This window comes from Shinella sp. GW821-FHT10F02, assembly GCF_058809275.1.
The window spans coordinates 222,785-243,477 of sequence record NZ_JBXASL010000002.1 but is presented as its reverse complement, the minus strand read 5'-3'; the positions used below and the strand labels follow the sequence as shown (position 1 = coordinate 243,477).

18 protein-coding genes are annotated in these 20,693 nt (G+C 61.8%); 13 read left to right on the top strand and 5 right to left on the bottom strand.

The genetic code is table 11. The features are described from left to right. Positions 1–42: 42 nt before the first annotated feature. Positions 43–909 carry a LysR substrate-binding domain-containing protein gene (locus AC1RWL_RS07100; RefSeq protein WP_493094045.1) on the bottom strand — a complete coding sequence of 289 codons (867 nt, stop codon included), beginning with the start codon at positions 907–909 and terminating at the stop codon, positions 43–45. A 96-nt stretch (positions 910–1,005) separates the two neighbouring features. Between AC1RWL_RS07100 and psrA the strand changes: the two genes are divergently transcribed. The 5 genes from psrA to phnE (AC1RWL_RS07075) all read left to right on the top strand — a co-directional run bounded on the left by psrA (position 1,006) and on the right by phnE (AC1RWL_RS07075) (position 5,714). Further along, complete coding sequence (psrA, locus tag AC1RWL_RS07095) at positions 1,006–2,133, top strand: iron-containing alcohol dehydrogenase PsrA (RefSeq protein WP_493094044.1); 1,128 nt, start codon at positions 1,006–1,008, stop codon at positions 2,131–2,133. 68 nt (positions 2,134–2,201) lie between these two features. Continuing rightward, entirely contained in the window at positions 2,202–3,116 is a 915-nt protein-coding gene (locus AC1RWL_RS07090) for a phosphate/phosphite/phosphonate ABC transporter substrate-binding protein (RefSeq protein ID WP_493094043.1), read from the top strand. After that, positions 3,113–3,934: a phosphonate ABC transporter ATP-binding protein gene (phnC, locus tag AC1RWL_RS07085; RefSeq protein ID WP_493094042.1), complete on the top strand. Its 822-nt coding sequence runs from the start codon at positions 3,113–3,115 to the stop codon at positions 3,932–3,934. The genes AC1RWL_RS07090 and phnC overlap by 4 nt, the downstream gene beginning before the upstream one ends. Then, positions 3,934–4,761: a phosphonate ABC transporter, permease protein PhnE gene (phnE, locus tag AC1RWL_RS07080; RefSeq protein ID WP_493094041.1), complete on the top strand. Its 828-nt coding sequence runs from the start codon at positions 3,934–3,936 to the stop codon at positions 4,759–4,761. Before phnC ends, phnE (AC1RWL_RS07080) begins: the two co-directional genes overlap by 1 nt. 113 nt (positions 4,762–4,874) lie before the next feature. Beyond that, complete coding sequence (gene phnE / locus AC1RWL_RS07075; protein WP_493094040.1) at positions 4,875–5,714, top strand: phosphonate ABC transporter, permease protein PhnE; 840 nt, start codon at positions 4,875–4,877, stop codon at positions 5,712–5,714. Between the two features lie 116 nt (positions 5,715–5,830). On the opposite strand, the gene AC1RWL_RS07070 is transcribed toward phnE (AC1RWL_RS07075), so the two are convergent. Continuing rightward, positions 5,831–6,589, bottom strand: coding sequence for an IclR family transcriptional regulator (locus AC1RWL_RS07070; protein ID WP_439627073.1), 759 nt, complete (start codon positions 6,587–6,589; stop codon positions 5,831–5,833). A gap of 114 nt (positions 6,590–6,703) precedes the next feature. Here AC1RWL_RS07070 and AC1RWL_RS07065 point away from each other — a divergent pair, with 114 nt between their 5' ends. From AC1RWL_RS07065 to AC1RWL_RS07050, 4 genes are read left to right on the top strand one after another with little or no spacing between them, the layout of a single operon-like run. Next, positions 6,704–8,146: an aldehyde dehydrogenase family protein gene (locus AC1RWL_RS07065; protein ID WP_493094039.1), complete on the top strand. Its 1,443-nt coding sequence runs from the start codon at positions 6,704–6,706 to the stop codon at positions 8,144–8,146. Between the two features lies 1 nt (position 8,147). Then, entirely contained in the window at positions 8,148–9,668 is a 1,521-nt protein-coding gene (locus AC1RWL_RS07060) for a sugar ABC transporter ATP-binding protein (protein WP_493094038.1), read from the top strand. Positions 9,669–9,697: 29 nt separating this feature from the next. Next, complete coding sequence (locus AC1RWL_RS07055) at positions 9,698–10,624, top strand: ABC transporter permease (RefSeq protein WP_493094037.1); 927 nt, start codon at positions 9,698–9,700, stop codon at positions 10,622–10,624. Between the two features lie 42 nt (positions 10,625–10,666). Continuing rightward, positions 10,667–11,626: a substrate-binding domain-containing protein gene (locus AC1RWL_RS07050; RefSeq protein ID WP_493094036.1), complete on the top strand. Its 960-nt coding sequence runs from the start codon at positions 10,667–10,669 to the stop codon at positions 11,624–11,626. Between the two features lie 89 nt (positions 11,627–11,715). On the opposite strand, the gene AC1RWL_RS07045 is transcribed toward AC1RWL_RS07050, so the two are convergent. Both AC1RWL_RS07045 and AC1RWL_RS07040 read right to left on the bottom strand, forming a co-directional pair. Further along, entirely contained in the window at positions 11,716–13,284 is a 1,569-nt protein-coding gene (locus AC1RWL_RS07045) for an aldehyde dehydrogenase (NADP(+)) (RefSeq protein WP_493094035.1), read from the bottom strand. A gap of 96 nt (positions 13,285–13,380) precedes the next feature. Continuing rightward, a complete protein-coding gene (locus AC1RWL_RS07040) occupies positions 13,381–14,289 on the bottom strand; it encodes a dihydrodipicolinate synthase family protein (RefSeq protein ID WP_493094034.1) in 909 nt (302 codons plus the stop codon). A 199-nt stretch (positions 14,290–14,488) separates the two neighbouring features. Here AC1RWL_RS07040 and AC1RWL_RS07035 point away from each other — a divergent pair, with 199 nt between their 5' ends. The 4 genes from AC1RWL_RS07035 to AC1RWL_RS07020 all read left to right on the top strand — a co-directional run bounded on the left by AC1RWL_RS07035 (position 14,489) and on the right by AC1RWL_RS07020 (position 19,917). Next, positions 14,489–15,778: an NAD(P)/FAD-dependent oxidoreductase gene (locus AC1RWL_RS07035; protein WP_493094033.1), complete on the top strand. Its 1,290-nt coding sequence runs from the start codon at positions 14,489–14,491 to the stop codon at positions 15,776–15,778. Further along, positions 15,750–16,751 (top strand): 4-hydroxyproline epimerase, encoded by a 1,002-nt coding sequence (locus AC1RWL_RS07030; RefSeq protein WP_493094032.1) that lies wholly within the window; start codon positions 15,750–15,752, stop codon positions 16,749–16,751. The genes AC1RWL_RS07035 and AC1RWL_RS07030 overlap by 29 nt, the downstream gene beginning before the upstream one ends. Beyond that, positions 16,748–18,055, top strand: coding sequence for a glucoamylase family protein (locus AC1RWL_RS07025; protein ID WP_493094031.1), 1,308 nt, complete (start codon positions 16,748–16,750; stop codon positions 18,053–18,055). The genes AC1RWL_RS07030 and AC1RWL_RS07025 overlap by 4 nt, the downstream gene beginning before the upstream one ends. A 215-nt stretch (positions 18,056–18,270) precedes the next feature. After that, a complete protein-coding gene (locus AC1RWL_RS07020) occupies positions 18,271–19,917 on the top strand; it encodes a choline dehydrogenase (protein WP_493094030.1) in 1,647 nt (548 codons plus the stop codon). Between the two features lie 58 nt (positions 19,918–19,975). Here AC1RWL_RS07020 and AC1RWL_RS07015 read toward each other — a convergent pair whose 3' ends face one another. After that, complete coding sequence (locus tag AC1RWL_RS07015) at positions 19,976–20,659, bottom strand: GntR family transcriptional regulator (RefSeq protein WP_492649768.1); 684 nt, start codon at positions 20,657–20,659, stop codon at positions 19,976–19,978. Between the last annotated feature and the right edge of the window lie 34 nt (positions 20,660–20,693).

The following is a 20,693-nucleotide window of genomic DNA, read 5'->3' as shown; positions in this document are numbered from 1 at the left end:
TCGATAGATGTATAGGCTGAATCTATAGGTGTACGCCTGCGATCACGGCGCCAGCACGGATTTCAGGAAGGCTTCGATCTTCGGCGAGCCCCGCCGCTCCATCAAGCAGGAGAGGCGGTATTCGGTCTGGATCCGGGCATCGGAAAAGCGGATCGTGCCGAGGCGGGGATGCGCGACGAATTCGAAATCTGCGACGACACCGATGCCGAGCCCGCGCTCGACGGCCTTCCAAACCCCCTCGCGGCTGCCGATTTCGAGCAGCGGCTTGATGGGCACGTCCGCCTCCAGCGCCGCCTGTTCCAGCGCGCGCCGCGTCGTCGAACCCACCTCGCGCAGGATCAGCGGCTGGTCGGCAAGTTCGGCAATGGAAACCTCCTCGCGGCCATACCAGGGATGGTCGACATTGACGAAGACGACCACGTCATGGGTGCTGAACGGCACGGAGGAGATGCGCGGATCGTCTACCGCATGCGCCAGGATCGCAACGTCGGATTCGAGATCGAGCACGCGCTGCAAGGTCTGGTCGGAATTGCCGAGCAGCATGCTGACCTTGATTGCGGGATATTTCGCCAGGAAGCGCGCCACCATCTCGGTCGCATGGAAGGGACCGACGGCAGCAAGACGCAACTGGCCGGTTTCGAGCTTGCCGCTGCTCAGCAGAAGCTCCTCGGCCTCCTCGTGCATGCTCATGATGCGCTTGGTGACGTCGAACAGGGCAACGCCCGTTTCCGATAGCTCGACGCGGCGCCCCCGGCGCACGAACAGCTCGACGCCGTAGCGGTCTTCCAGCTCTTTCACCTGGGTCGTCACCGTGGGCTGGCTGATGTTCAGCGCCTGGGCCGCGGACGTGAAGCCGCGGTTTTCGGCGACCGCATGGAAGGACCGAAGATGGGTGAATACTATAGCCATAGTCTATGATAATCGGCAGAGATTTGTATTAGTCAATAGATTGCGCGTTTGCCAGAGTGTTCCTGCCTATCATTTTTGCAGAACAGGAATTTCCTCGTGTGGTCCTATCGCAACCCCGTTGACGTCCGTTTCGGCCCCGGCAGCTTTGCACGATTGGCCGATGCCATCGCCGGTCGCAGCTACGCCCTCGTCACCTATGGCGACGCCTTCTTCCGCGGCCTCGCCGCCCGTCTCGAGGCGGACGCCGGCGCGCCGGTCCTCGTCATCGACGACATCGCCCCCAACCCGGATATCGCCCTTCTGGAAGTCCAGACCGGCCGCTTTGCCGGGCTCTCCCGCCAACCGGAGGTCATCGTCGCGCTCGGCGGCGGCTCGGTCATCGATTCGGCCAAGGTCTTTGCCGCCGCCCGCGGCGATTTCGCTGCCATGGATGCCTATCTCAAGAAGCGAGCCGGCGCCGGTACCCTTTCGCCCTGGGCGCTGATCGCGGTGCCGACGACGGCCGGCACGGGCAGCGAAGTCACCTGCTGGGGAACCGTCTGGGACAATGCGGGCGGCGTCAAATTCTCGCTCGCCCATCCCGGCCTCTATCCGGAATATTCGATCGTCGACCCCGAACTGATGATCGGCAAGCCGAAGGACCTGACCGTCCAGACCGGCCTCGACGCCCTGTCGCATTCGCTGGAAAGCCTGTGGAACCGGAGCGCAAACCCCGTCTCCATGGCCCATGCGATCGCCGCGGCCCGCGGGGTGCTGTCCACCCTGCCATTGCTCGTCAACGATCTCAGGAATGTCGAGCTTCGGGGCCGCATGGCGCGCGCCGCCACTCTTGCGGGTTTCGCCTTCTCCAACACCAAGACGGCCATCGCCCATTCGCTGTCCTACCCGATCACGCTGCGCCATGGCGTGCCGCACGGCATCGCCTGCTCGTTCTCGCTTCCCATGATCATCCGCAGCGTCGCCGGGGAGGGCGGTATCTGCGCGGAGGGTCTGCAGGCGGTCTTCGGGACCGATGCGCCGAAGGCGGCCGAGCAGTTGGAGGCATTCCTGAACGGGTTGGGCGTCGCCACGGACTACCGCCATTACGGCATCGGCGACCAGGAATGGCGCGAACTCATCGCCGACGCCTTCGAGGGCGAGCGGGGACAGAACTTCATCGGCAAACGGGAGGCGCTTCTGGCCGTTGCCGGCGGTGATGGAAGGAAACAGATGGCAGTGGCTTGATCGAAACAGGAGGCCGCGACACCGGATGATCCGGCATATCGGCAGCAATCACTTTTTGGGAGGAAAGAATGACTGTTCTGAAACGTACTGTGGCCGGCCTGGCAACCCTGGGTGCGGTGATCGCCTATACGACGTCGGGTGCCCTTGCAGAGGAGTGCAAGAACCCCGACACGCTGGTCTTCTCCATCATTCCGACGGAGGAGACGACGCAGGAGCTCGACATCTACAAGCCCCTGCTCGACAAGCTGAAGGAAAAGACCGGCAAGTCCGTCGAGTTCTTCATGCCGACCTCCTATGCCTCGGTCATCGAGGGCATGGTCAATGGCTGGGTGCAGATCGGCGTGCACGGGCCGAACTCCTATGTGCTCGCCAGGGAGAAGGACCCGAACCTCGAGGTCTTCGCCACCTATACCAAGACCAAGGGACACTTCCAGGAGGAAGGGCCGGGCTACCGCGCGGTGCTCGTCGTGCCGGCCGGCTCGAAGTTTGACAGCATCGAATCCCTCAAGGGCTCCGTCGTCGGCCTTGCCGACCCGGCGAGCACGTCGGGCAATCTCCTGCCGCGCATGGTGTTCGGCGAGAAGATCGGCACGGGGCCGGAGCTGGAGAACTACTTCTCCAAGGTCGTCTATACCGGCGGGCACGACCAGTCGGCTTTGGCGGTCAAGGAGGGCCGCGTCGACGATGCCTTCGTCGCCACGCACCGCCTTGACAACGTCATCGACCGCGGGCTCGCCAAGAAGGAGGACTTCCGGGTGCTCTGGCAGTCGGATATCATTCCGCAGGACCCGATGGTCTATCGCAGCGATCTCTGTGAGCCGCTGAAGGCCTCCATCCGCGAAGCGTTCCTGACGCTGCACGAGGACCCGGCGGCAAAACCGTTCTTCGATGGCATCGCCTCGACGAAATTCGTCGCCATGAAGGACAGTGACTACGACATCATCCGTAAGCTCGTCGCAGCCGAAAAGGCGGCGAGCCAGTGAGACACGAAAAGCACATTGTCGAGAGCCGCGCGTCGCGCGGCTCCATGGCTGAAACGGTGGCGTCCATGTCGATCCTGCAAGTGCGCAACCTGAAAGTCAGCTATGCGGCCAATGGCCCGCAGATCCTCAAGGGGATCGATTTTGCTGTCGATGGCGACGATTTCTGCGCCGTCATCGGACCGAGCGGCGCCGGCAAGTCGACGCTGATCCGCTGTATCAACCGGCTCGTCGAGCCGACGGAGGGCGACATCTTCCTGTTCGGCCAGTCGGTGCGGCCGCTGCGCGGGGCGGAACTGCGGCACCTGCGCCGGCGCATCGGCATGATCTTCCAGGAGTTCAACCTGGTGAACCGCATGTCGGTCATGGACAATGTGCTGTCGGGCAGGCTCGGCTATACCGGCGCCTTCCGCAGCTTCTTCAAGGCCTTCCCGCGCGAGGATATCGACCGGGCACTGCACCTGCTCGAAAAGGTCGGTTTGCAGGACCATATCGACAAACGCGCGGATGCGCTTTCCGGCGGCCAGCGCCAGCGCGTCGGCATTGCCCGCGCGCTGATGCAGAAGCCGGAAATCCTGCTGCTCGACGAGCCGACCTCCGCACTCGACCCGAAGATTTCGCGCGATGTGATGCGGTTGATCCACGAGCTGGCGACGGAGTTCAAGGTCCCCGTGCTCTGCAACATCCACGACGTGCAGCTGGCACTCGAAAGCTGCAACCGCATCATCGGCATGCAGGACGGCTACAAGAAATTCGACGGGCCGTCGAAGGGCATGCGCAAGCAGGACCTTGACGAGATCTACGCGATGGAGGTGCTGTGATGAGCCTGGCGTCCGCTTCCGTCTCCGAGCACGGTTTCGATGCCTGGCTCGCCCACAAGCGCAGCCGCCGCACGACGAACTGGCTGATCGTGGCCGCAACTGTCGCCGTGCTCGCCTGGTGCTTCTGGGACACGATCATGTTCGATACCGACTGGGCGCGCATGGGCGGCGCGCTCGGCATCGCCGGCACGCTCGAACGCTTCTTCTGGGTCGATTGGTCGCTCGCGTCGAAGCTCCTGGTGCCGGCACTCGAAACGCTGATGATGGCAACGCTCGGCACCATCCTCGGCTGCGTGTTGTCGCTGCCCGTCGCCTGGTTCGGTGCGGCGAACGTCACGCCGAGCCGCTACATCCTCTATCCGGTGGGCCGCTTCCTGATGGTGCTGTCCCGCTCGATCCACGAGATCATATGGGCGCTGCTCTTCGTCGGCGCTGTCGGTCTCGGTGCCTTGCCCGGCATCCTCGCCGTCGCGATGCGCTCCATCGGCTTCATCTCGAAGATCACGGCGGAGGCGATCGAGAACATCGATCCGAAGCCCGTCGAGGCGATCCGCGCCGTCGGTGGCAACCAATTCCAGGTGATGTATTACGGCATCGTGCCGCAGATCCTGCCGGTCATCATCGGCACCATCATCTTCGAGTGGGACATCAATATCCGCCGCTCCGCCATCATGGGCCTGGTCGGCGCCGGTGGTCTCGGCCTCGTCTTCTTCCGCCAGATGGCAATGTTCAACTATGGCGGCGTGACGCTGGTGGTCCTTGCGGTTCTCGCCCTCATCGCGCTCGGCGAGGTGGTCTCCCACTTCGCCCGCAAGGCAGTCATCTAGAGCATTTCCGGCGAAATACGCGATCACCTGAAATGCTCTATCTATTTGTTTTTCATCAATTCCGGACGCAAAACCGCTGCGCACTTTTGCTGGAGTTGATCTAGGAGGCGGCAATGGCACTCGCATCGACACAACCCATCCCGACCGCGCCGCGCCGCTGGTCGCGTTATCGCCACCCGCAATCGACGATCCGCTTCGCCGTGCTGCTGGCTATCCTGACGTTCCTCGCCTGGTCCGTCGCCTTCCTCAACATCGACCTGGCGCGCATTCTCGGCGCCTTCCCGCGGTTGGCGGAGATCCTCGCCACCCGCTATTTTCCGCCGGACATGGACTATGTTTCCGACGCGGATTTCATCCGCTCGGTCATCCGCACGCTGGAAATGTCACTGCTCGGCGGGTTCTTCGGCGTGGTATTCGCCATACCGCTCGCCTGGCTCGCCGCGCGCAACATCACCATCAGCCGGCGTTTCGCCTATCCCTTCGGCCGCTTCGCCATCATGGGCAGCCGTTCCATCCACGAGACGATCTGGACCATCCTCTTCGTCACCTTGTTCGGCTTCGGCATGCTGGCAGGCACGCTGGCGCTCACCGTCTTCTGCATCGGCTTTGCCGGAAAGCTCTTTTCCGACGAGATGGAGGCGATCGACATGGGACCGGTCGATGCCATGCGCTCGGTCGGCGCCGGCCCGCTCCAGGTCTTCCAATATGCGGTCGTGCCGCAGGTGCGCGTCGCCTTCACCGGCGTCGCGATCTACACCTGGGACGTCGCCTTCCGCGCCGCGACCGTCGTCGGCTTCTTCGGAGGTGGCGGCATGGGCTGGTATCTGAAGCGAACGACACAACAACTCGAATCCACCCGGGTGGCGGCGATCCTGTTGGTGATCATCGCTCTTGTCCTGTTGGCCGAAATTGGATCCGGTTGGCTGCGCCGACGGATTTCCAGGATGCGCTAATGCAAGTAGCCGTTTGCTTCACGATCGCCCCCACATTCTCACCTATCCGTGGCTAAGCATGGCTTATACATCGCGCTGTCCGATTGCCATTCGGTAATCCTCCCGCCGCTCAGCTTTCAACCGCCAAGCCGCCTGCCCAGCTCAAGGACATGGGGCATGGCCGTGGCTCTCAATTCGTTGAGTTTAGCCAGATCGAAGCGACTGCTCGGTCCGGAGATTGCCACCCCGCCGGGAACCTGGCCGCCTCTTTCGAACACCGGTATCGCGAGGCAGCGCATGTCGTCGGAAAACTCCAAGTCGTCATAGGCATAGCCTTGGGCGCGGATGTGGACGAGTTCGCGCCGAAGCTCTTCCGGGTCGGTGATCGTCTTGGGCGCCACTTTCGGCAGGCCGCGGGCGATGATTTTTTCGGAGAAGCGGGCGTCGCCATAGGCGAGCAACACTTTGCCGATCGAGGTGCAGGGCAGGGGCGAACGGTCGCCGATCTGGAAATCGACGCTTACCCGCTGGATGCCCTTCACCCGGAAGACCAGAACGGCGCAATCGTTGTCGAGCGCCGAATAATGGACCGTCTCGCCCGTCTCCTCCGATATCTGCCGCAGGCAGCCCAGGATCTGCAGGCTGCGCTCGTCGTCGCTGACGAGATAGCGCGCGAGCGACAGCACCTTGAAGCTCAGCCGATAGGTCTTGTCCTCGCGCACGACATATCCGGCATGCACGAGCGTCATCAGCATGCGGTAGGCGGTGGCGCGGTCGGCGCCGATGCCTTCCGCCACCTCCTGCACTGAGAGAGGGCGCCGCTGCTCGCCGATGAAATCCAGGACCGCCAGGGCCTTGAGGGCCGTTGCGCTGATGTTGCCGTCGATATCCGCCATGTCGCCTCCATGTTCAATATTCGTATATTCAAGATAATAAATGTTTTCAAGTTCAATTATCGTTGACGTTATTCAATATTTGATCTAGCTCTTTGGACCGAAGAGGAGACCACCATGCTTATGCTGATCGACGGCGGCTGGACGAAAGCTGCCGATGGCTCTGCCGATCCCATTCTCAATCCGGTGAACAACGAGCAGATCGGCGAAGTGCCGCGCGCAGGCGAAGGCGATGTCGCCCGTGCCGTTCAGGCAGCGCAGGCCGGCCGCGCGCGAATGGCGGCACTGCCGGCGCATCGTCGCTATGAAATTCTGGAATCGGTTGCCCGCCGTATCGAGGCGAACCAGGAGGAACTCGGCCGTCTTCTCTGCCGGGAAAATGGCAAGCGGCTGGCCGAAACGACGAGCGAGGTCGGCGTTGCGGCCCGCATCTTCCGCGGCTATGCGGAGGAGGCGAAGCGCCTGTTCGGCAAGAGCGTGCCGCTCGATTCCATTCCCGGCCGCGAGCATTCTCTGGCGATCACCCGCTATGAACCGCTCGGCGTCATCGCCGCCATCGTGCCGTTCAACTATCCGGTCGAATTGTGGAGCCACAAGGTCGCGGGCGGCCTGGCGGCCGGCAATGCCGTCATCACCAAGACGCCGGAGGATTGCCCGCTCGCGGTGATCGAGATCAGTCGCTATCTCGAAGAAGCCGGCCTGCCGCAGGCCGCCCATCAGGTGCTGACCGGCGGGCGCGAGACCGGCGAGGCGCTGGTGCGGGCCGAAGGCGTGCAGATGATCGCCATGACCGGAAGCACCGCTGCCGGCAAGCGCATCCTCGAAGTCGCGGCCCAGACGCTGAAGAAGGTGCATCTGGAACTCGGCGGCAACGATGCCACCATCGTCTGCGAGGATGCCGACATCGACCAGGTGGCCGATGCCCTGATCGCCGGCCGCTTCACCAGCGGCAACGGCCAGATCTGCTGCGCCGTCAAGCGCGTGCTGGTGCACCGCTCGATCTTCGAGCCGCTGCTTGCGTCGGTCACCGAACGGACTGCGACCTTGAAAATCGGCGATCCGCTCGATGCGGCGACGAATGTGGGGCCGCTTATCAATACCCGTGCAGCGGAACGCGTGGAGGCGCAGGTGCGTCAGGCCGTTGCCGACGGCGCGAAAATTGTCACGGGCGGCAGGCGCAACGGCAATTTCTACGAGCCGACCATTCTCACCGGCGTTGCGCCGGGCACGCCCGCTTTTGCGGAAGAGACCTTCGGACCCGTTCTGCCGCTCATCCCCTATGACGATTTCGAAGCGGCGCTCGAGCTCGCCAATGACAGCCCCTTCGGCCTGCAGGCGGCGATTTTTACGCGCGACCTGCGCAAGATCATGCGCGCCTATGAGCGGCTCGACGTCGGCACGGTCGTCGTCAACCACACGACGGCGGTTCGGGTGGAATCCCTTCCCTTCGGCGGCAACAAGGCGAGCGGCAACGGCCGCGAGGGTATCCACGAGACCTTGCTGCACATGAGCAAGGAAAAGACCCTGCTTTTGACCGATGTCTTCGGGGCGGGGGTGTGACATGCCGGCGCTGACCGTAAGCAAGATCGCCAAGAGCTATGACGGCAACCCGGCCGTGCGCGAGATTTCGTTCACCGTCGGGGAGGGCAAGGTGCTGGCGCTCTGCGGCGAAAACGGTGCCGGAAAATCGACGCTGATGAAGATGCTCTCCGGCGCGGTCCTGCCCGACAGCGGCACGATCTCGCTCGATGGACGGCAGGTGCAGATCGCCAATCCCGCCGATGCCATGGGGCTCGGCATCCAGACCGTCTATCAGGAACTGAGCCTGCTACCGCACCTGAGCGTCGCGGAAAACATGCTGATGGGACGCATGCCCTGCCGTCGGCTGTCCTGGGTGATCGACTGGGCGGCGGCAAACCGCATCGCGTCCGAAGTGCTGGCCGAGTTCGGCTTCTCCGATATCGATCCCGCGATGCTGGTCAGCGACCTGTCGGTTGCCCGCCAGCAGATCGTCGAGATCGCCAAGGCGCTGGTCGCGCAGCCTCGCATCCTGATCCTCGACGAGCCGACGGCCGTGCTTTCGGCGCTGGAAACGGAAAAACTGTTCGACAAGGTGCGCAAGCTCGCCGCCGCCGGCACCACGATCCTCTACATCTCCCATCGCATGGAGGAGATTTTCCGCATTGCCGAGGAATTCGTCGTGCTGAAGGACGGGCGCAGCGTGCTCTCCGGCCGTCTTGACGGCGTCGGGCAGGGCAAGCTGATCGAGGCCATGGTCGGGCGGCCGCTGGAGGCGATCTTTCCGGAACGCAACCGGACGGCAGGCCCCGTCGTGCTGGAGGTCGAGCATCTCACCCGGCCGGGCGTTTTCCGCGATATCGATTTCAAGGTGCGGGCAGGCGAGATCGTCGGCATGTTCGGCCTCGTTGGTTCCGGCCGCACGGAGGTGGCGAAAGCCATTTTTGGAGCGGAACCGGCCGGGCACGGCACGGTGAGGTTTTCCGGCCGCGATGCGAACTACACGTCTCCGCGCCAGGCCGTGCGCGACGGCATCGCCATGATCACTGAAGATCGCAAGGGCGACGGACTGGCGCTCGATGCGAGCGTCATGGACAACGCATCGCTTGCGAGCTTCGGCCGCATGTCGCGCTTCGGCGTCATCGATGGCGACGCGCGAAAACACCTGGTCGACGGGCAGGTTTCAGGCCTTTCGATCCGGCCCAAGGGCACGGATCGGCCGGTGCGCCAGCTTTCGGGCGGCAACCAGCAGAAGGTGGTGCTGGCAAAGTGGCTGCTGGTCGAGGGCGTCAAGCTCTTCATCTTCGACGAGCCGACGCGCGGCGTCGATATCGCCACCAAGGTCGATATCTACAGGATGATCGCCGAGCTTGCGACGGAGGGCGCGGCGGTGCTGCTCATCTCGTCGGAAATGCCCGAGGTGATCGGCCTTTCCGACCGGCTGCTGGTGATGCGCGAGGGCACGATCGTCGCCGAGCTGACGCCCGACGAATTCAGCATGGAGGTGCTGTTCATGCACGCCGCCGGCCTTGAGGCCACGACACGACCGGAGCAGTTGCATTGACCGACGCCGTGACCCCTAGCGAGCCCAAGATGGCCTTTCTCAACCGCTTCAGCCGCGCCGACCTGATCTTTGCGGCGGCGATCCTCGCGCTGGTCGTGTTTGCCGCCTTCGCGTCGGATTCGTTCCTGACCCAGCGCAACATCGTCAACATCTCGCGCCAGATCGTCACCAACGGCTTCCTGAGCCTCGGCCTGCTGATCGTCATCCGCACCGCCGGCATCGATCTATCGGTCGGCTCGGTGCTGGCCTTTGCCGGCCTGCTCGCGACCGGCCTTCAGGAGCAGATGCATTTCTCCGGGGCAATCGCGATTGCGCTTGCCATGGGGGCCGCGGTCGGCGGGGTGAACGGCTGGCTGACGGCGCGCTTCAACCTGCAGCCCTTCATCGTGACGCTGGCGACGATGGGCAGCCTGCGCGGCCTGCTCTACGTTTACGCCGATACGCCGCGCTATCCGGCGGACGATATGTTCCGCTCGCTGATCGGCGGGGCGTTTCTCGGGCCGATCCCGGTGAACTTCATCCTGTTCGCTCTCGCCGTGCCCGCAGTTTGGTTCTATCTCGAACACACGGTCTCGGGGCGCGCGGCTTATGCGCTGGGTGTCAACAAGGAGGCGGTGCGGCTTGCGGGCGTCGACGTGCGCAAGCACCTCATCGGGGCCTATGTCATCTGCGGCCTGTTTGCCGCGATTGCCGGCGTGCTTCTGGCCAGCCGCCTCGGCATCGCCCAGCCGAGCGTTGGTGTGGGCTACGAACTGGATGCGATCGCGGCCGTGGTCATCGGCGGCGGCCTGCTGGGCGGCGGGGGCGGGAAGACCTCCGGTGTGCTCGGCGGCGTGCTGGCGCTCGCCGTCGTCGACAACGTGCTCAACCTCTTCAATGTCGACTCCTATTACCAGCAGTTGCTGAAGGGGGCGATTATTCTCGTCGCCGTGCTTGCCCGGCGCAAGAAGGCATGAAAGCCGCGCCTTGCGCGCACGTTATCAAAGGGAGGAAAAAAGATGACGCTACTGAAAAAACTGAGGACTTTCGGCATCACCACCATGGCGGTCGCCGCCATGGCCACGGGTGCGGCCAAGGCTGCGGAGGATGAAATCAAGATCGGCATGGTCAACCTGTCGCTCTGCTGCGCCTATTTCGTCGGCATGGACGAGGCGGTGAAGGACGAGGCCAAGCCCTATTCCAACATCAGGATCCTCTCGACCGACGCCGGCGGCGACGTCGCCAAGCTGACGGCCGATGTCGAGGACCTCTTGAACCAGAACGTCAAGGGGCTGATCGTCTCCGGTGCCTTCATCGAGGCAGCCCCCGCAGCCCTCGACGCGATCCAGCAGGCCGGGGTGCCGGTGGTCATGGTCGACCGGCTCCTAAAGGGCGGCGACTATACGAGCTGGGTTGGCCCGGATAACCGCGTCATTGGCGAGGGTATCGGCGATTACATCGTCAGGCGCCTGGGCGGCAAGGGCAAGGTGGTGATCATCCGCGGTGGCCCGGCCGACAATACGATCGGCTCGGACCGTTCGGACGGCGTCAAGGCCAAGTTGGCCGAAGCGAAGATGGACGCCGTCGTCGCCCCGGGCTGGGGCGGCTGGAGCGCCGATGGCGGCTTCAAGCAGATGGAGGACATGCTTGCCAAGGAGAAGGACATCAACGCCGTCTTCTGCGAGAACGACTCGATGTGCCTCGGCGCGCAAAAAGCCATCCATGACGCCGGCCGCGACAGCGACATCTTCGTCGCTGCCGTCGATGGCGAAATGGGCGCGCTGCAGGAGATCAACCGCGACGGCAGCAATTACGGTGCGACCGGCCTCAACAGCTCCGACCAGATCGGCCGCGCCGGCTTCAACCGTCTGATGGCAATCCTCGCCGGTGCCGCCGTCCCTCAAAAGACAGCACTCGCCTCGCCGATCATCACCAAGGACAATGCGATCAAGTTCATCAACGAAGACAGCAAATTCTAAATGATGGAGCAAGGCTTCGCCCAAGGTGCTTGTCGTCCTGGGCGGGGCTGATGTTTTGGAAGAGAGGCGGAGCGCCTTGGCTCTGTTGATCAGAGCGCAGGATCCGTCCGGCGCGGTAAATCCAGCGGATTTTCATCCAGAAGCTCCGTCGCGAGAAGCTTCGACGGAAACGACTGATATGAAACCGGCCGAAGGAAGCGTGCTATCGCAAGGCTTCCGACGGAGGTCGTCCGGGAATCCGAGGTTGCAGGAAAGGGGCCGCCGTGAACCATGGCATGGCAAACCTCGACGCCCGTTCCAAACCCGTTGAGGATCAGGCGGCCTGCTTTCCGCTCGAACAGCGGAATGAAGCGGCGGGCTTCCTCATAGTCGCCTTCGTCCGCATGCATGGAGATCGTAAGCTGGCCTTCGAGCGCAGAAACGACGGCCCGCAATTCTCCAACAGTCGCGCACCGCACCACAAGCGTGGCTGCTCCGAAGACCTCTTCGTGCAGTTCCTTATGGGCGAGGAAGTTTGCGGCATCCGTCTCAAAGGCGGCCGCCTGGCCCTGGAAATTGTTGCCGGGAACACCCTTGGCGATCGTTTTGACAGAAGGGTTCGCTTCCAGCGCTTCGATGCCGTCGCGATAGCTCTTGCAAATCCCGGGCGTCAGCATTGTTGCAGCTTGCGACTGCTTCAGCGTGTCCGCCAGAGATGCCGTGAACGCGGCATAGCCGCTGTCCTCCAATACGATGACGAGGCCTGGATTGGTGCAGAACTGGCCTGCGCCCAGCGTTAGGGCGGCCACCAGGTCCCGGCCGATCTCGCGCCCTCGCGCTGCGAGCGCTTCCGGGAAAATAACAACGGGGTTGATGGAGCTCATTTCCGCGTAGACTGGAATGGGCTCTGGTCTCGACGCCGCGATTTGCATGAATGCGGTTCCGGCCCGTCGCGAGCCAGTGAAGCCCACGGCCTTGATGCGATGATCGGCGACCAGTGCCTGCGAAATCTGTCGGCCGGAATCGAATAGCAGGGAGAAGACGCCTTCCGGCAAGCCGCAGTCTCGAACGGCGTTCTGGACGGCGCGGCCGACCAGCTCGGATGTGCCGGGATGGGCGGAGTGGGCTTTTACAATGACCGGGCAACCTGCGGCCAGCGCGGAGGCCGTATCGCCGCCCGCGACCGAAAAGGCCAAAGGAAAGTTTGAGGCACCGAACACAGCCACCGGACCGAGCCCGATATGCCGAAGACGGATATCGGCACGGGGCGCCGGCGTGCGTTCTGGAAGCGCCTTGTCGATGCGGATGTCGAGGTATCTGCCGTCGCGGAGTACAGAAGCAAAAAGCCTTAGCTGTCCGACCGTTCTGCCGCGTTCGCCTTCCACTCTCGCCCGCGGCAGGCCGCTTTCTGCCATGCAGCGCTCTACCAGCTCGTTGCCGATGGCAAGAATGTTATCTGCGATCCGTTCCAGGAAGCAGGCACGCTTCTCCAGGGTCGTCTGCCGATAGGCATCGAAAGACGATTCGGCCAATGCGCAGGCATCGTCCAGATCGCTGAGTTCGGCACCACCAAACCCTGGTTGAAGCCGCTCGCCGGAGGCGGCTTCGACGCCCCAGAGTTGGCTGTTTGCGCCGCGACGGTTCTCAAGCCCGATCAGAAGCTCACCGGTGATGGTCATGTAGTCTCCAGATGTTCGGCAATATCGCGCAGGATAAATCCACGCGTAAACCCTCGCCCGGCATATGGCGGGCGAGGGGCGTTTGCTCGGATGAAATCAAGCGGCCTGCTTGGCGCGACCCGCGAGAACGGCGATTGCATGTTTCACAGTCGAGACAACGAAATCACGCTCGGCGCCGACGAGCGGCAGTCGGGGAGCGCGGGTCCATTCCGGAGCGCCGTAGACGAGGTTTTCGGCAAGCTTGATGTATTGCACAAGCTTGACATGCGTATCGAGATGGAACGACGGCGTCAGGATCCTGTAAAGGGCGCGCGCTTCGGCATAACGGTCTTCAGCGCAAAGGTTGAATAGCTCGACACATTCGGCGGGCCAGACATTCGTCATGCCGGAAACCCAGCCGGTCACGCCAAGCGCCGAGCTTTCGACGATCAGGTCGTCGACACCACAGAAGATGCTGAAACGATCGCCGAAAGCCACATACATGTCGGTGACGCGGCGGATGTCGCCTGTCTCTTCCTTGATGCACACGATCTCCGGCACATCGACCAGATCCTTGAGAACATCGACGGTGCAGTCAACGCCGTACGCGATCGGGTTGTTGTAGATCATGATCGGCAGCGACGAGGCGCTGGCGATGCCCTTGTACCATTCGACGGTCTCACGGTTGTCCGTCTTGTAGCCAAGGCTCGGGAATACCATGAGGCCCTGCGCTCCGAAGGTTTCGTAGAGCTTCGCGTTCTTCTTCGCATTTTCCAGCGTGATTTCGGCGAGGCCGGAAAGGACGGGAACACGACCTTTCACCACATCGACGGCGGCCCGAATGACGGCTTCGCGTTCTTCCATGCTCATCGATGCATTTTCACCGAGCATCGGGAGAACGATAACGCCCGAAACGCCTGATTTCACGAGGCGGTCGATGCTTGCCTTGGTTTGCTCGATATCGACCTTGCCGTCCTGTGTCAGCTTTGTCGTCACTGCCGGAAAAACGCCTGTCCACTTCGCCATAGTCTAACCATCCTGTCCTGTTGGTCTTGAAAGAAAGATTGGATCCAATCTACAATCAAACAATCATGCTGTCCACTCCGCCCTTGAAACTTTTTTGGCCCGTCAGATTTCAGGTTGACCATACCAATTATTGGATCCAATCTACATTATATCCATGGCTCTGTTGAGAACCCATGTCTAGTGCTGACGCGAGGGAATAGTGCCGTCAAAAAAGGTCGCAGTTGTTGGAGCAGGGATAGTCGGTCTCTCGGTGGCATATGCGTTGGTCCAGATAGGAGCGAGCGTTACCGTCATCGATCGCGACGCAAATGGCGGTAACGCATCCTCGGGCAATGCGGGCGGGGTTGCCGTTACCGAGGTGATGCCGGCGTCGATCCCGGGTCTTTGGAAGAAAGTTCCCGGATGGCTCCTGGATCCTCTCGGTCCTCTGGCGGTACGCCCAGGTCATGCGCTTCGGTTGCTTCCATGGCTGGCCGCCTTCGTGCGTGCCGGCCGTTCTGAGGCATTGCCACGGATTTCCGGGGCATTGGCTTCGATCAATGGGCGTGCCTATGACGATCTCGCCGCTCTGCTTCGCGATGTAGGAATGGCGCAACACATCAGCCGCACCGGCGCGCTTACCGTCTATGAAAAGCCCGATGGTCTGGCGCGCGATCGGCTGGAGTGGGAGACGAAGCGAGGATGTGGAATCGAGGTAATCGAACTCTCGGCCTCCGAAGTTCGGGAACTCGAACCTGCTCTCGGCCCGCTCGCGGCAAGTGGTGTCCTTACGCCTCAATGGGGGCAGATATCCGATCCGAAAGTGATTTTGGATGGGCTGCGCGCGTGGCTGATATCCCAAGGCGTGACGTTTCTATGCGAGAACATCGAACGTGTTATCCCCGAGAAAACCCGTGTTGTTGCCCACACGGCCAGCAGAGGCCTTCAATTCGAGACGCTCGTTATTGCTGCGGGTGCCTGGTCGGCTCAGCTTCTTGGATATCTTGGCGATCGTGTCCTTCTGGAAAGCGAGCGCGGCTACAACACCACCATCAAGGATGCTCCGGTCACGCTAAGGCGTGAGATCATCTTTGCGGACAGGAAGTTCGTGGCGACGCCCTTGAGCAGCGGCCTGCGACTTGGAGGTGCTGCCGAATTCGGCGGGCTTCGTGCCAAACCGAACATGAAACGATGCCAGGCTCTCCTTACGCTCGCGGCGAAATATCTGCCGGGCATCAAGGGGTGCACGGGGTCGGAGTGGAGTGGGCATAGGCCGGCCACGCCGGATTCTCTGCCTGTGATCGGTCGATCCTACAGGTCGTCGCGTGTGATCTACGCGTTCGGTCACGGGCATCTGGGGCTCACCCAAGCTGCCACCACCGGCAAGCTCGTTTCGCAACTTGTTTCGGGATTGGCGCCATCCATCGATCTTGCGCCGTTTTCTGCCAATCGCTTCGCCATACAAGGGGATCCGCGCCTCAATGACTCGCCATACGTTTTTCTGCATTGATGCCCACACCTGCGGCAACCCTGTGCGCGTTGTCGCCGGGGGAGCGCCCTTTCTTCCGAATGTCTCGATGGCGGAGAAACGGGAGCTTTTCCTTCGTGATCACGACTGGGTCCGTCGCGCGCTGATGTTTGAGCCGAGGGGACATGACGTGATGTCCGGGACGATCCTCTATCCGTCCTCCCGCCCCGACTGCGACGTCGGCGTGCTCTTCATAGAAGTGAGCGGCTGCCTTCCGATGTGCGGCCACGGCACGATCGGAACAGTCACCGCCGCGCTGGAAACCGGTGTGGTTACGCCCAAGCGAAACGGCAAGCTGTCACTCGAAACTCCGGCCGGGCGCGTCGACATCGAATATTCGAAGTCAGGCGGCAAGGTCGAGCAGGTGCGGCTTTTCAACGTCGCCAGTTATCTGCATGCGCAAGATGTCGAAATCGACGTCGAAGGCCTTGGAACGTTGACGGTCGATCTGTCCTATGGCGGCAATTATTATGTCATCGTCGAGCCTCAGGCGACCTGGCCGGGACTTGACCGAATGAGTGCAGGCGAGATCGTCGAGCTCAGCCCGAAGGTTCGCGCCGCAGCGCAGGCAAAGCTCAGCCCGACCCACCCGGACGATCAGCGTATCGCGGGCGTTTCGCATGTCATGTGGTGCGACAAGCCGCGTGATGCCAAAGCGAATGCGCGCAATGCCGTCTTTTACGGGGAGAAGGCGATTGATCGGTCACCGTGCGGAACGGGATCGTCCGCACGAATGGCTCAACTGGTGGCGCGCCAGCGCCTCAATGTCGGCGAAACGTTCGTCCATGAAAGCATCATCGGCACGATGTTCAATTGCCGCGTCGAGGCTGCGGCGAATGTGGGATCTTTCTCTGGCATTCTTCCGAGTGTATCTGGTTGGGCGCGTGTGACGGGGCATAACACGATCTTTGTCGACGACCACGACCCGCTTCGCCATGGCTTCCAGATCGCATGAATCATCATTCTTCCGGTTTTACGTCCCACCAGCCGACTTATCCGGGCGGCTTTCCCGACATTCCAAGGGAAAGCGCGCTTTCGGATGTGCTGGACATTGTCCAGTTGGCGCATGCAAATTACTTCGTCGAAGGCGCCAACGACGCGACATCGCTGCCCTACGATCGCCGGCCGGTGAAGCAGGGAGACCCATATGACCTTGTTTCCATTGGCGCCGTCGGTTTCGGAATTCTGGCAATCCTGGTCATGGCCTTCAGGCAATGGATCGCGCACCCGGAAGCATGCCGCCGTATCGACAGGATCTTGGATAGCCTTGAGCAGATTCCACGGTTTAAAGGCGCTTTCCCACATTTCGTTCGGGCAACGACGCTGAAGGTCGTGCAATGGATTCCGAGGGACGACGGCGCTGATCTTGTCGAGACGAGCTTGCTGATTCAGGGGCTCATCTGTGCCCGCGAGTTCTTTTCCGGTGATACGCCGCTAGAGAGCGATTTACGGGAGCGGATCAATCGCGTCTGCGATGCCGTCGATTGGTCTGGTTTCGTTCGCCCGGGTGCCCGGCCGTCCTTATACTGGCACTGGAGCCCTAAGCACGAATGGCACCTGAACATGCCCATCACGGGCTGGAACGAGGCGCTGATCGCTTACGTGCTGGCGGCAGGTTCCGAATCTTCGCCGATCGATCCGGAAGTTTACCATGTCGGCTGGGCGAACGAAGGCGGGCATCGAAACGGACAGTCCTATTACGGTCATGCCCTTCCGGTCGGCATGCCTTACGGCGGGCCGCTTTTCCTGTCGCAATATTCCTTCTGCACCCTGGACCCTCGAAATCTTGGAGACGACTATGTCGATCATTGGCAGCAGGTCGTCGCGCATGCGCGCATCAATTTCGAGCACTGCAAACGCAATCCGAAAGGTCACGGCGGCTATGGCGTGCACGGATGGGGCCTGACGGCTTCTGATGGGCCGCGCGGCTATCTGGTCAGCTGCCCTGAAAACGATCATGGGGTGCTGTCGCCGACTGCTGCCCTTTCGAGTTTCCCCTTTCTCCCGCTGGAAGCCGAAGCGGCTCTTCGTTCATTTCTTTCGTACGAGGATGGCCGTCTCTGGTCGAAATATGGCTTTGCCGATGCGTTTGCGCCGGGTGAGAACTGGATTTCAGCCTGGCATCTCGCGATCAACCAAGGCCCTATCGTCGCGATGATCGAAAACTATAGATCGGGGCTGCTTTGGCGCCTGTTCATGGGCGCTCCCGATGTGCAGCGCGGCTTGCATCGTCTTGGTTTTCGCGACACGCGCATCTGATCTTTTTTCGGGCTCCATCGCGCTGCGATTTCCCCGCGTCTACACTAGACGCAGCTTTCGGAATATAATAGATTGGATCCAATAATGGCTCATGCTTGTTGGTTTAGCGGGTCGCGCCGTGACAAATAGCGGATGCCACCGGTTTACGACAAAAGGCGACGTCAATCATGCCGGGTACGGCCAGCCTGACCGGAATTGTCAATTGGGGACATGAAATGCCAACTAAAACATACGATTACATCGTGGTGGGTTCGGGTGCTGCCGGGTCGGTCGTGGCTGCCCGCCTCGGTGAGGACCGCAACGTCCGGGTCCTTGTCCTGGAGGCCGGGCCGCATGACAATTCGATCTACGTGCGCATGCCGGCGGCCATGTCCTATCCGCTGACGGACAAGGCCCGCACCTGGGAATTCGATACCGGGCCGGAAGCCGCGCTGAATGGCCGGATGGTGCCCCATATCCGTGGGAAGATGCTCGGCGGTTCCGGATCGCTCAACGGGATGGTCTATGTTCGTGGCAATCCGCGCGATTTCGATCGCTGGGCCGAGGATGGTTTGACCAACTGGTCCTATGCCCACTGCCTGCCCTATTTCAAGAAGCTCGAGAACTACGACAAGGGGGCGAACCAGTATCGTGGCGGCGAAGGGCCAATCGCGATCACCACGCTCAAGGCGGAGCTTGAGCCCTTCCAGGCATTTCTCGAGGCCGGACAGCAGGCCGGCCATCCCCTGAATGCGGACTACAATGCCTTCCGCCAGGAAGGTGTGCATGCCTACCAAGCCAATATCGACAACGGCATCAGGGCAAGCGGGGGACGCGCCTATCTTCGGCCGGCGATCAAGCGCGGGAACGTGGAACTGCAACTCGGTGCGCTGGTTCACAAGGTCCTGTTCGACGGCAAGCGGGCCACCGGCGTGCGCTATGAACAGAAGGGGCAGATTGTCGAAGCGCGCGCGGCGCGGGAGGTCATCCTTGCCGGAGGTGCCTTCAACTCTCCGCAATTGCTTCTTCTGTCCGGCGTCGGCCCCGCCCATGAACTCGCGGAACACGGCATCACGGCGGTGTCGGACCTGCCGGGTGTCGGCAAGAGTCTCCAGGACCATGTCGCCGTATCCATCAAGTACCGGGCGTCGCGCAAGGGCGTTTCGCCGGCCGTGGACATGAACCTGTTCAAGATGGCGATGATCGGCGCGCAATGGATGTTCCTGCGCAGCGGCCTTGGCACGACAAACCTCTGGGAGGTCGGCTCCTTCTTCAAGAGCAGCGATAGCGTCGACTATGCGAACATCCAGCACGAGTTCCTGCCGATGCTGGGTGAACTCATGCATGGCAAGGTCAATATCGAAGAGGGCTTCCAATATCAGGTCTGCCTCGGCCGGCCGAACAGCAAGGGCGCGGTCACACTTCTGAGCGGCGATCCTCGCAAGCATCCGTCGATCGTGCTCAATTATCTTTCGGACCAAGAGGATCGCCGCAATCTGATCGACGGTGTCCGGCATACGGATGAGATCATTCAGCAGCGTGGCTGGGACAAGATCAGGGGCGAAGCGATTTTCCCCGGTCTGCGCAAGTGGAGCGACGAGGACGTGTTCGCCTGGCTGCAGGACAACATGGGCACGCAATATCACCCATGCTCAAGCTGCCGCATGGGCAACGATGACCTGGCCGTCGTCGATGACGAAGGCCGGGTGCATGGTCTTGAAGGCCTTCGCGTCGTCGATGCATCCATCCTGCCGCGCATCACCAACGGCAACCTGCATTGCCCGACGATGATGGTCGCCGAGAAGATTTCGGACCGGATCAAGGGTGTTCCCGCCCTCGCGCCGCAGTCCATCGCCTATGAGGGCCAGAAGCAAGCCGCCTGATCGGTCTCGACAGGAAAGTGTCCGCGCACATGGCGCGGGCACCCGTCGTGACAATGGACTAGGATGCGACCTTCGTGCCGCGGTGTTGAAGGCCGCGGATAACATCATCGCGCGCATCGGCGATGTGCTTCTTGAGAAGCTTTTGCGCGGCGCTGCTGTTGCCATCGGCAAAGTATTGGGCAAGCGCGCTGTGTTCCTCCAGGGCCTTCGTCTGCGCTGCCTTGGCGTCGATCTGGAGTCGGAGATACCGGTCAGCGGAATTGTAGAGCGTGGATAGCACGGACAGAGACCGTGGCCTGTCGGCGGCGTAGGAAAGCGCGATGTGGAATGCCCAGTTCAACTGGCTGAGGATCGCCGGGCTTTCGCCGGCCAGAAGCGCTTTCTCGTAGTCGCGATAGGCGCTCTGGACGCGTTCGACGTCCTCGGGCGTTGCCTTTTCCATCGCTTTGGCGAGGATGAACGGTTCGAAGATCAGGCGCGCCTCGAAAATGTCGACGGCATCTTCCGGCGTCAGCTTCGCGACCACCGCGCCCTTGTGCGTATGGATGACGACGAGCCCTTCCGCCTCAAGCTGAACCAGCGCTTCGCGCACCGGAATGCGGCTGACGCCGACTTCGTCGGCAATCGCCTCCTGGCGGATCTGATGACCACCCTCATAGTAGCCGGATATGATCCGGTCACGAAGCAGGTCCAGGACGGACGAGGTAACGGTGCGGCGCTTGATAGAAGGGGAGGCTTTCATCACGGACTCATTTACGATGCTGACCCGTATATTG

Excerpts from the sequence above, each read along its gene's own strand:
- AC1RWL_RS07025 (WP_493094031.1), top strand. The coding sequence starts at position 16,748 with ATGAATCATCATTCTTCCGGTTTTACGTCCCACCAGCCGACTTATCCG.
- AC1RWL_RS07100 (WP_493094045.1), bottom strand. The coding sequence starts at position 909 with ATGGCTATAGTATTCACCCATCTTCGGTCCTTCCATGCGGTCGCCGAA.
- phnE (WP_493094041.1), top strand. The coding sequence starts at position 3,934 with ATGAGCCTGGCGTCCGCTTCCGTCTCCGAGCACGGTTTCGATGCCTGG.
- AC1RWL_RS07070 (WP_439627073.1), bottom strand. The coding sequence starts at position 6,589 with ATGGCGGATATCGACGGCAACATCAGCGCAACGGCCCTCAAGGCCCTG.
- AC1RWL_RS07060 (WP_493094038.1), top strand. The coding sequence starts at position 8,148 with ATGCCGGCGCTGACCGTAAGCAAGATCGCCAAGAGCTATGACGGCAAC.
- AC1RWL_RS07015 (WP_492649768.1), bottom strand. The coding sequence starts at position 20,659 with ATGAAAGCCTCCCCTTCTATCAAGCGCCGCACCGTTACCTCGTCCGTC.
- phnE (WP_493094040.1), top strand. The coding sequence starts at position 4,875 with ATGGCACTCGCATCGACACAACCCATCCCGACCGCGCCGCGCCGCTGG.
- AC1RWL_RS07020 (WP_493094030.1), top strand. The coding sequence starts at position 18,271 with ATGCCAACTAAAACATACGATTACATCGTGGTGGGTTCGGGTGCTGCC.
- AC1RWL_RS07090 (WP_493094043.1), top strand. The coding sequence starts at position 2,202 with ATGACTGTTCTGAAACGTACTGTGGCCGGCCTGGCAACCCTGGGTGCG.
- AC1RWL_RS07050 (WP_493094036.1), top strand. The coding sequence starts at position 10,667 with ATGACGCTACTGAAAAAACTGAGGACTTTCGGCATCACCACCATGGCG.
- AC1RWL_RS07045 (WP_493094035.1), bottom strand. The coding sequence starts at position 13,284 with ATGACCATCACCGGTGAGCTTCTGATCGGGCTTGAGAACCGTCGCGGC.
- AC1RWL_RS07055 (WP_493094037.1), top strand. The coding sequence starts at position 9,698 with ATGGCCTTTCTCAACCGCTTCAGCCGCGCCGACCTGATCTTTGCGGCG.
- AC1RWL_RS07030 (WP_493094032.1), top strand. The coding sequence starts at position 15,750 with ATGACTCGCCATACGTTTTTCTGCATTGATGCCCACACCTGCGGCAAC.
- AC1RWL_RS07065 (WP_493094039.1), top strand. The coding sequence starts at position 6,704 with ATGCTTATGCTGATCGACGGCGGCTGGACGAAAGCTGCCGATGGCTCT.
- AC1RWL_RS07040 (WP_493094034.1), bottom strand. The coding sequence starts at position 14,289 with ATGGCGAAGTGGACAGGCGTTTTTCCGGCAGTGACGACAAAGCTGACA.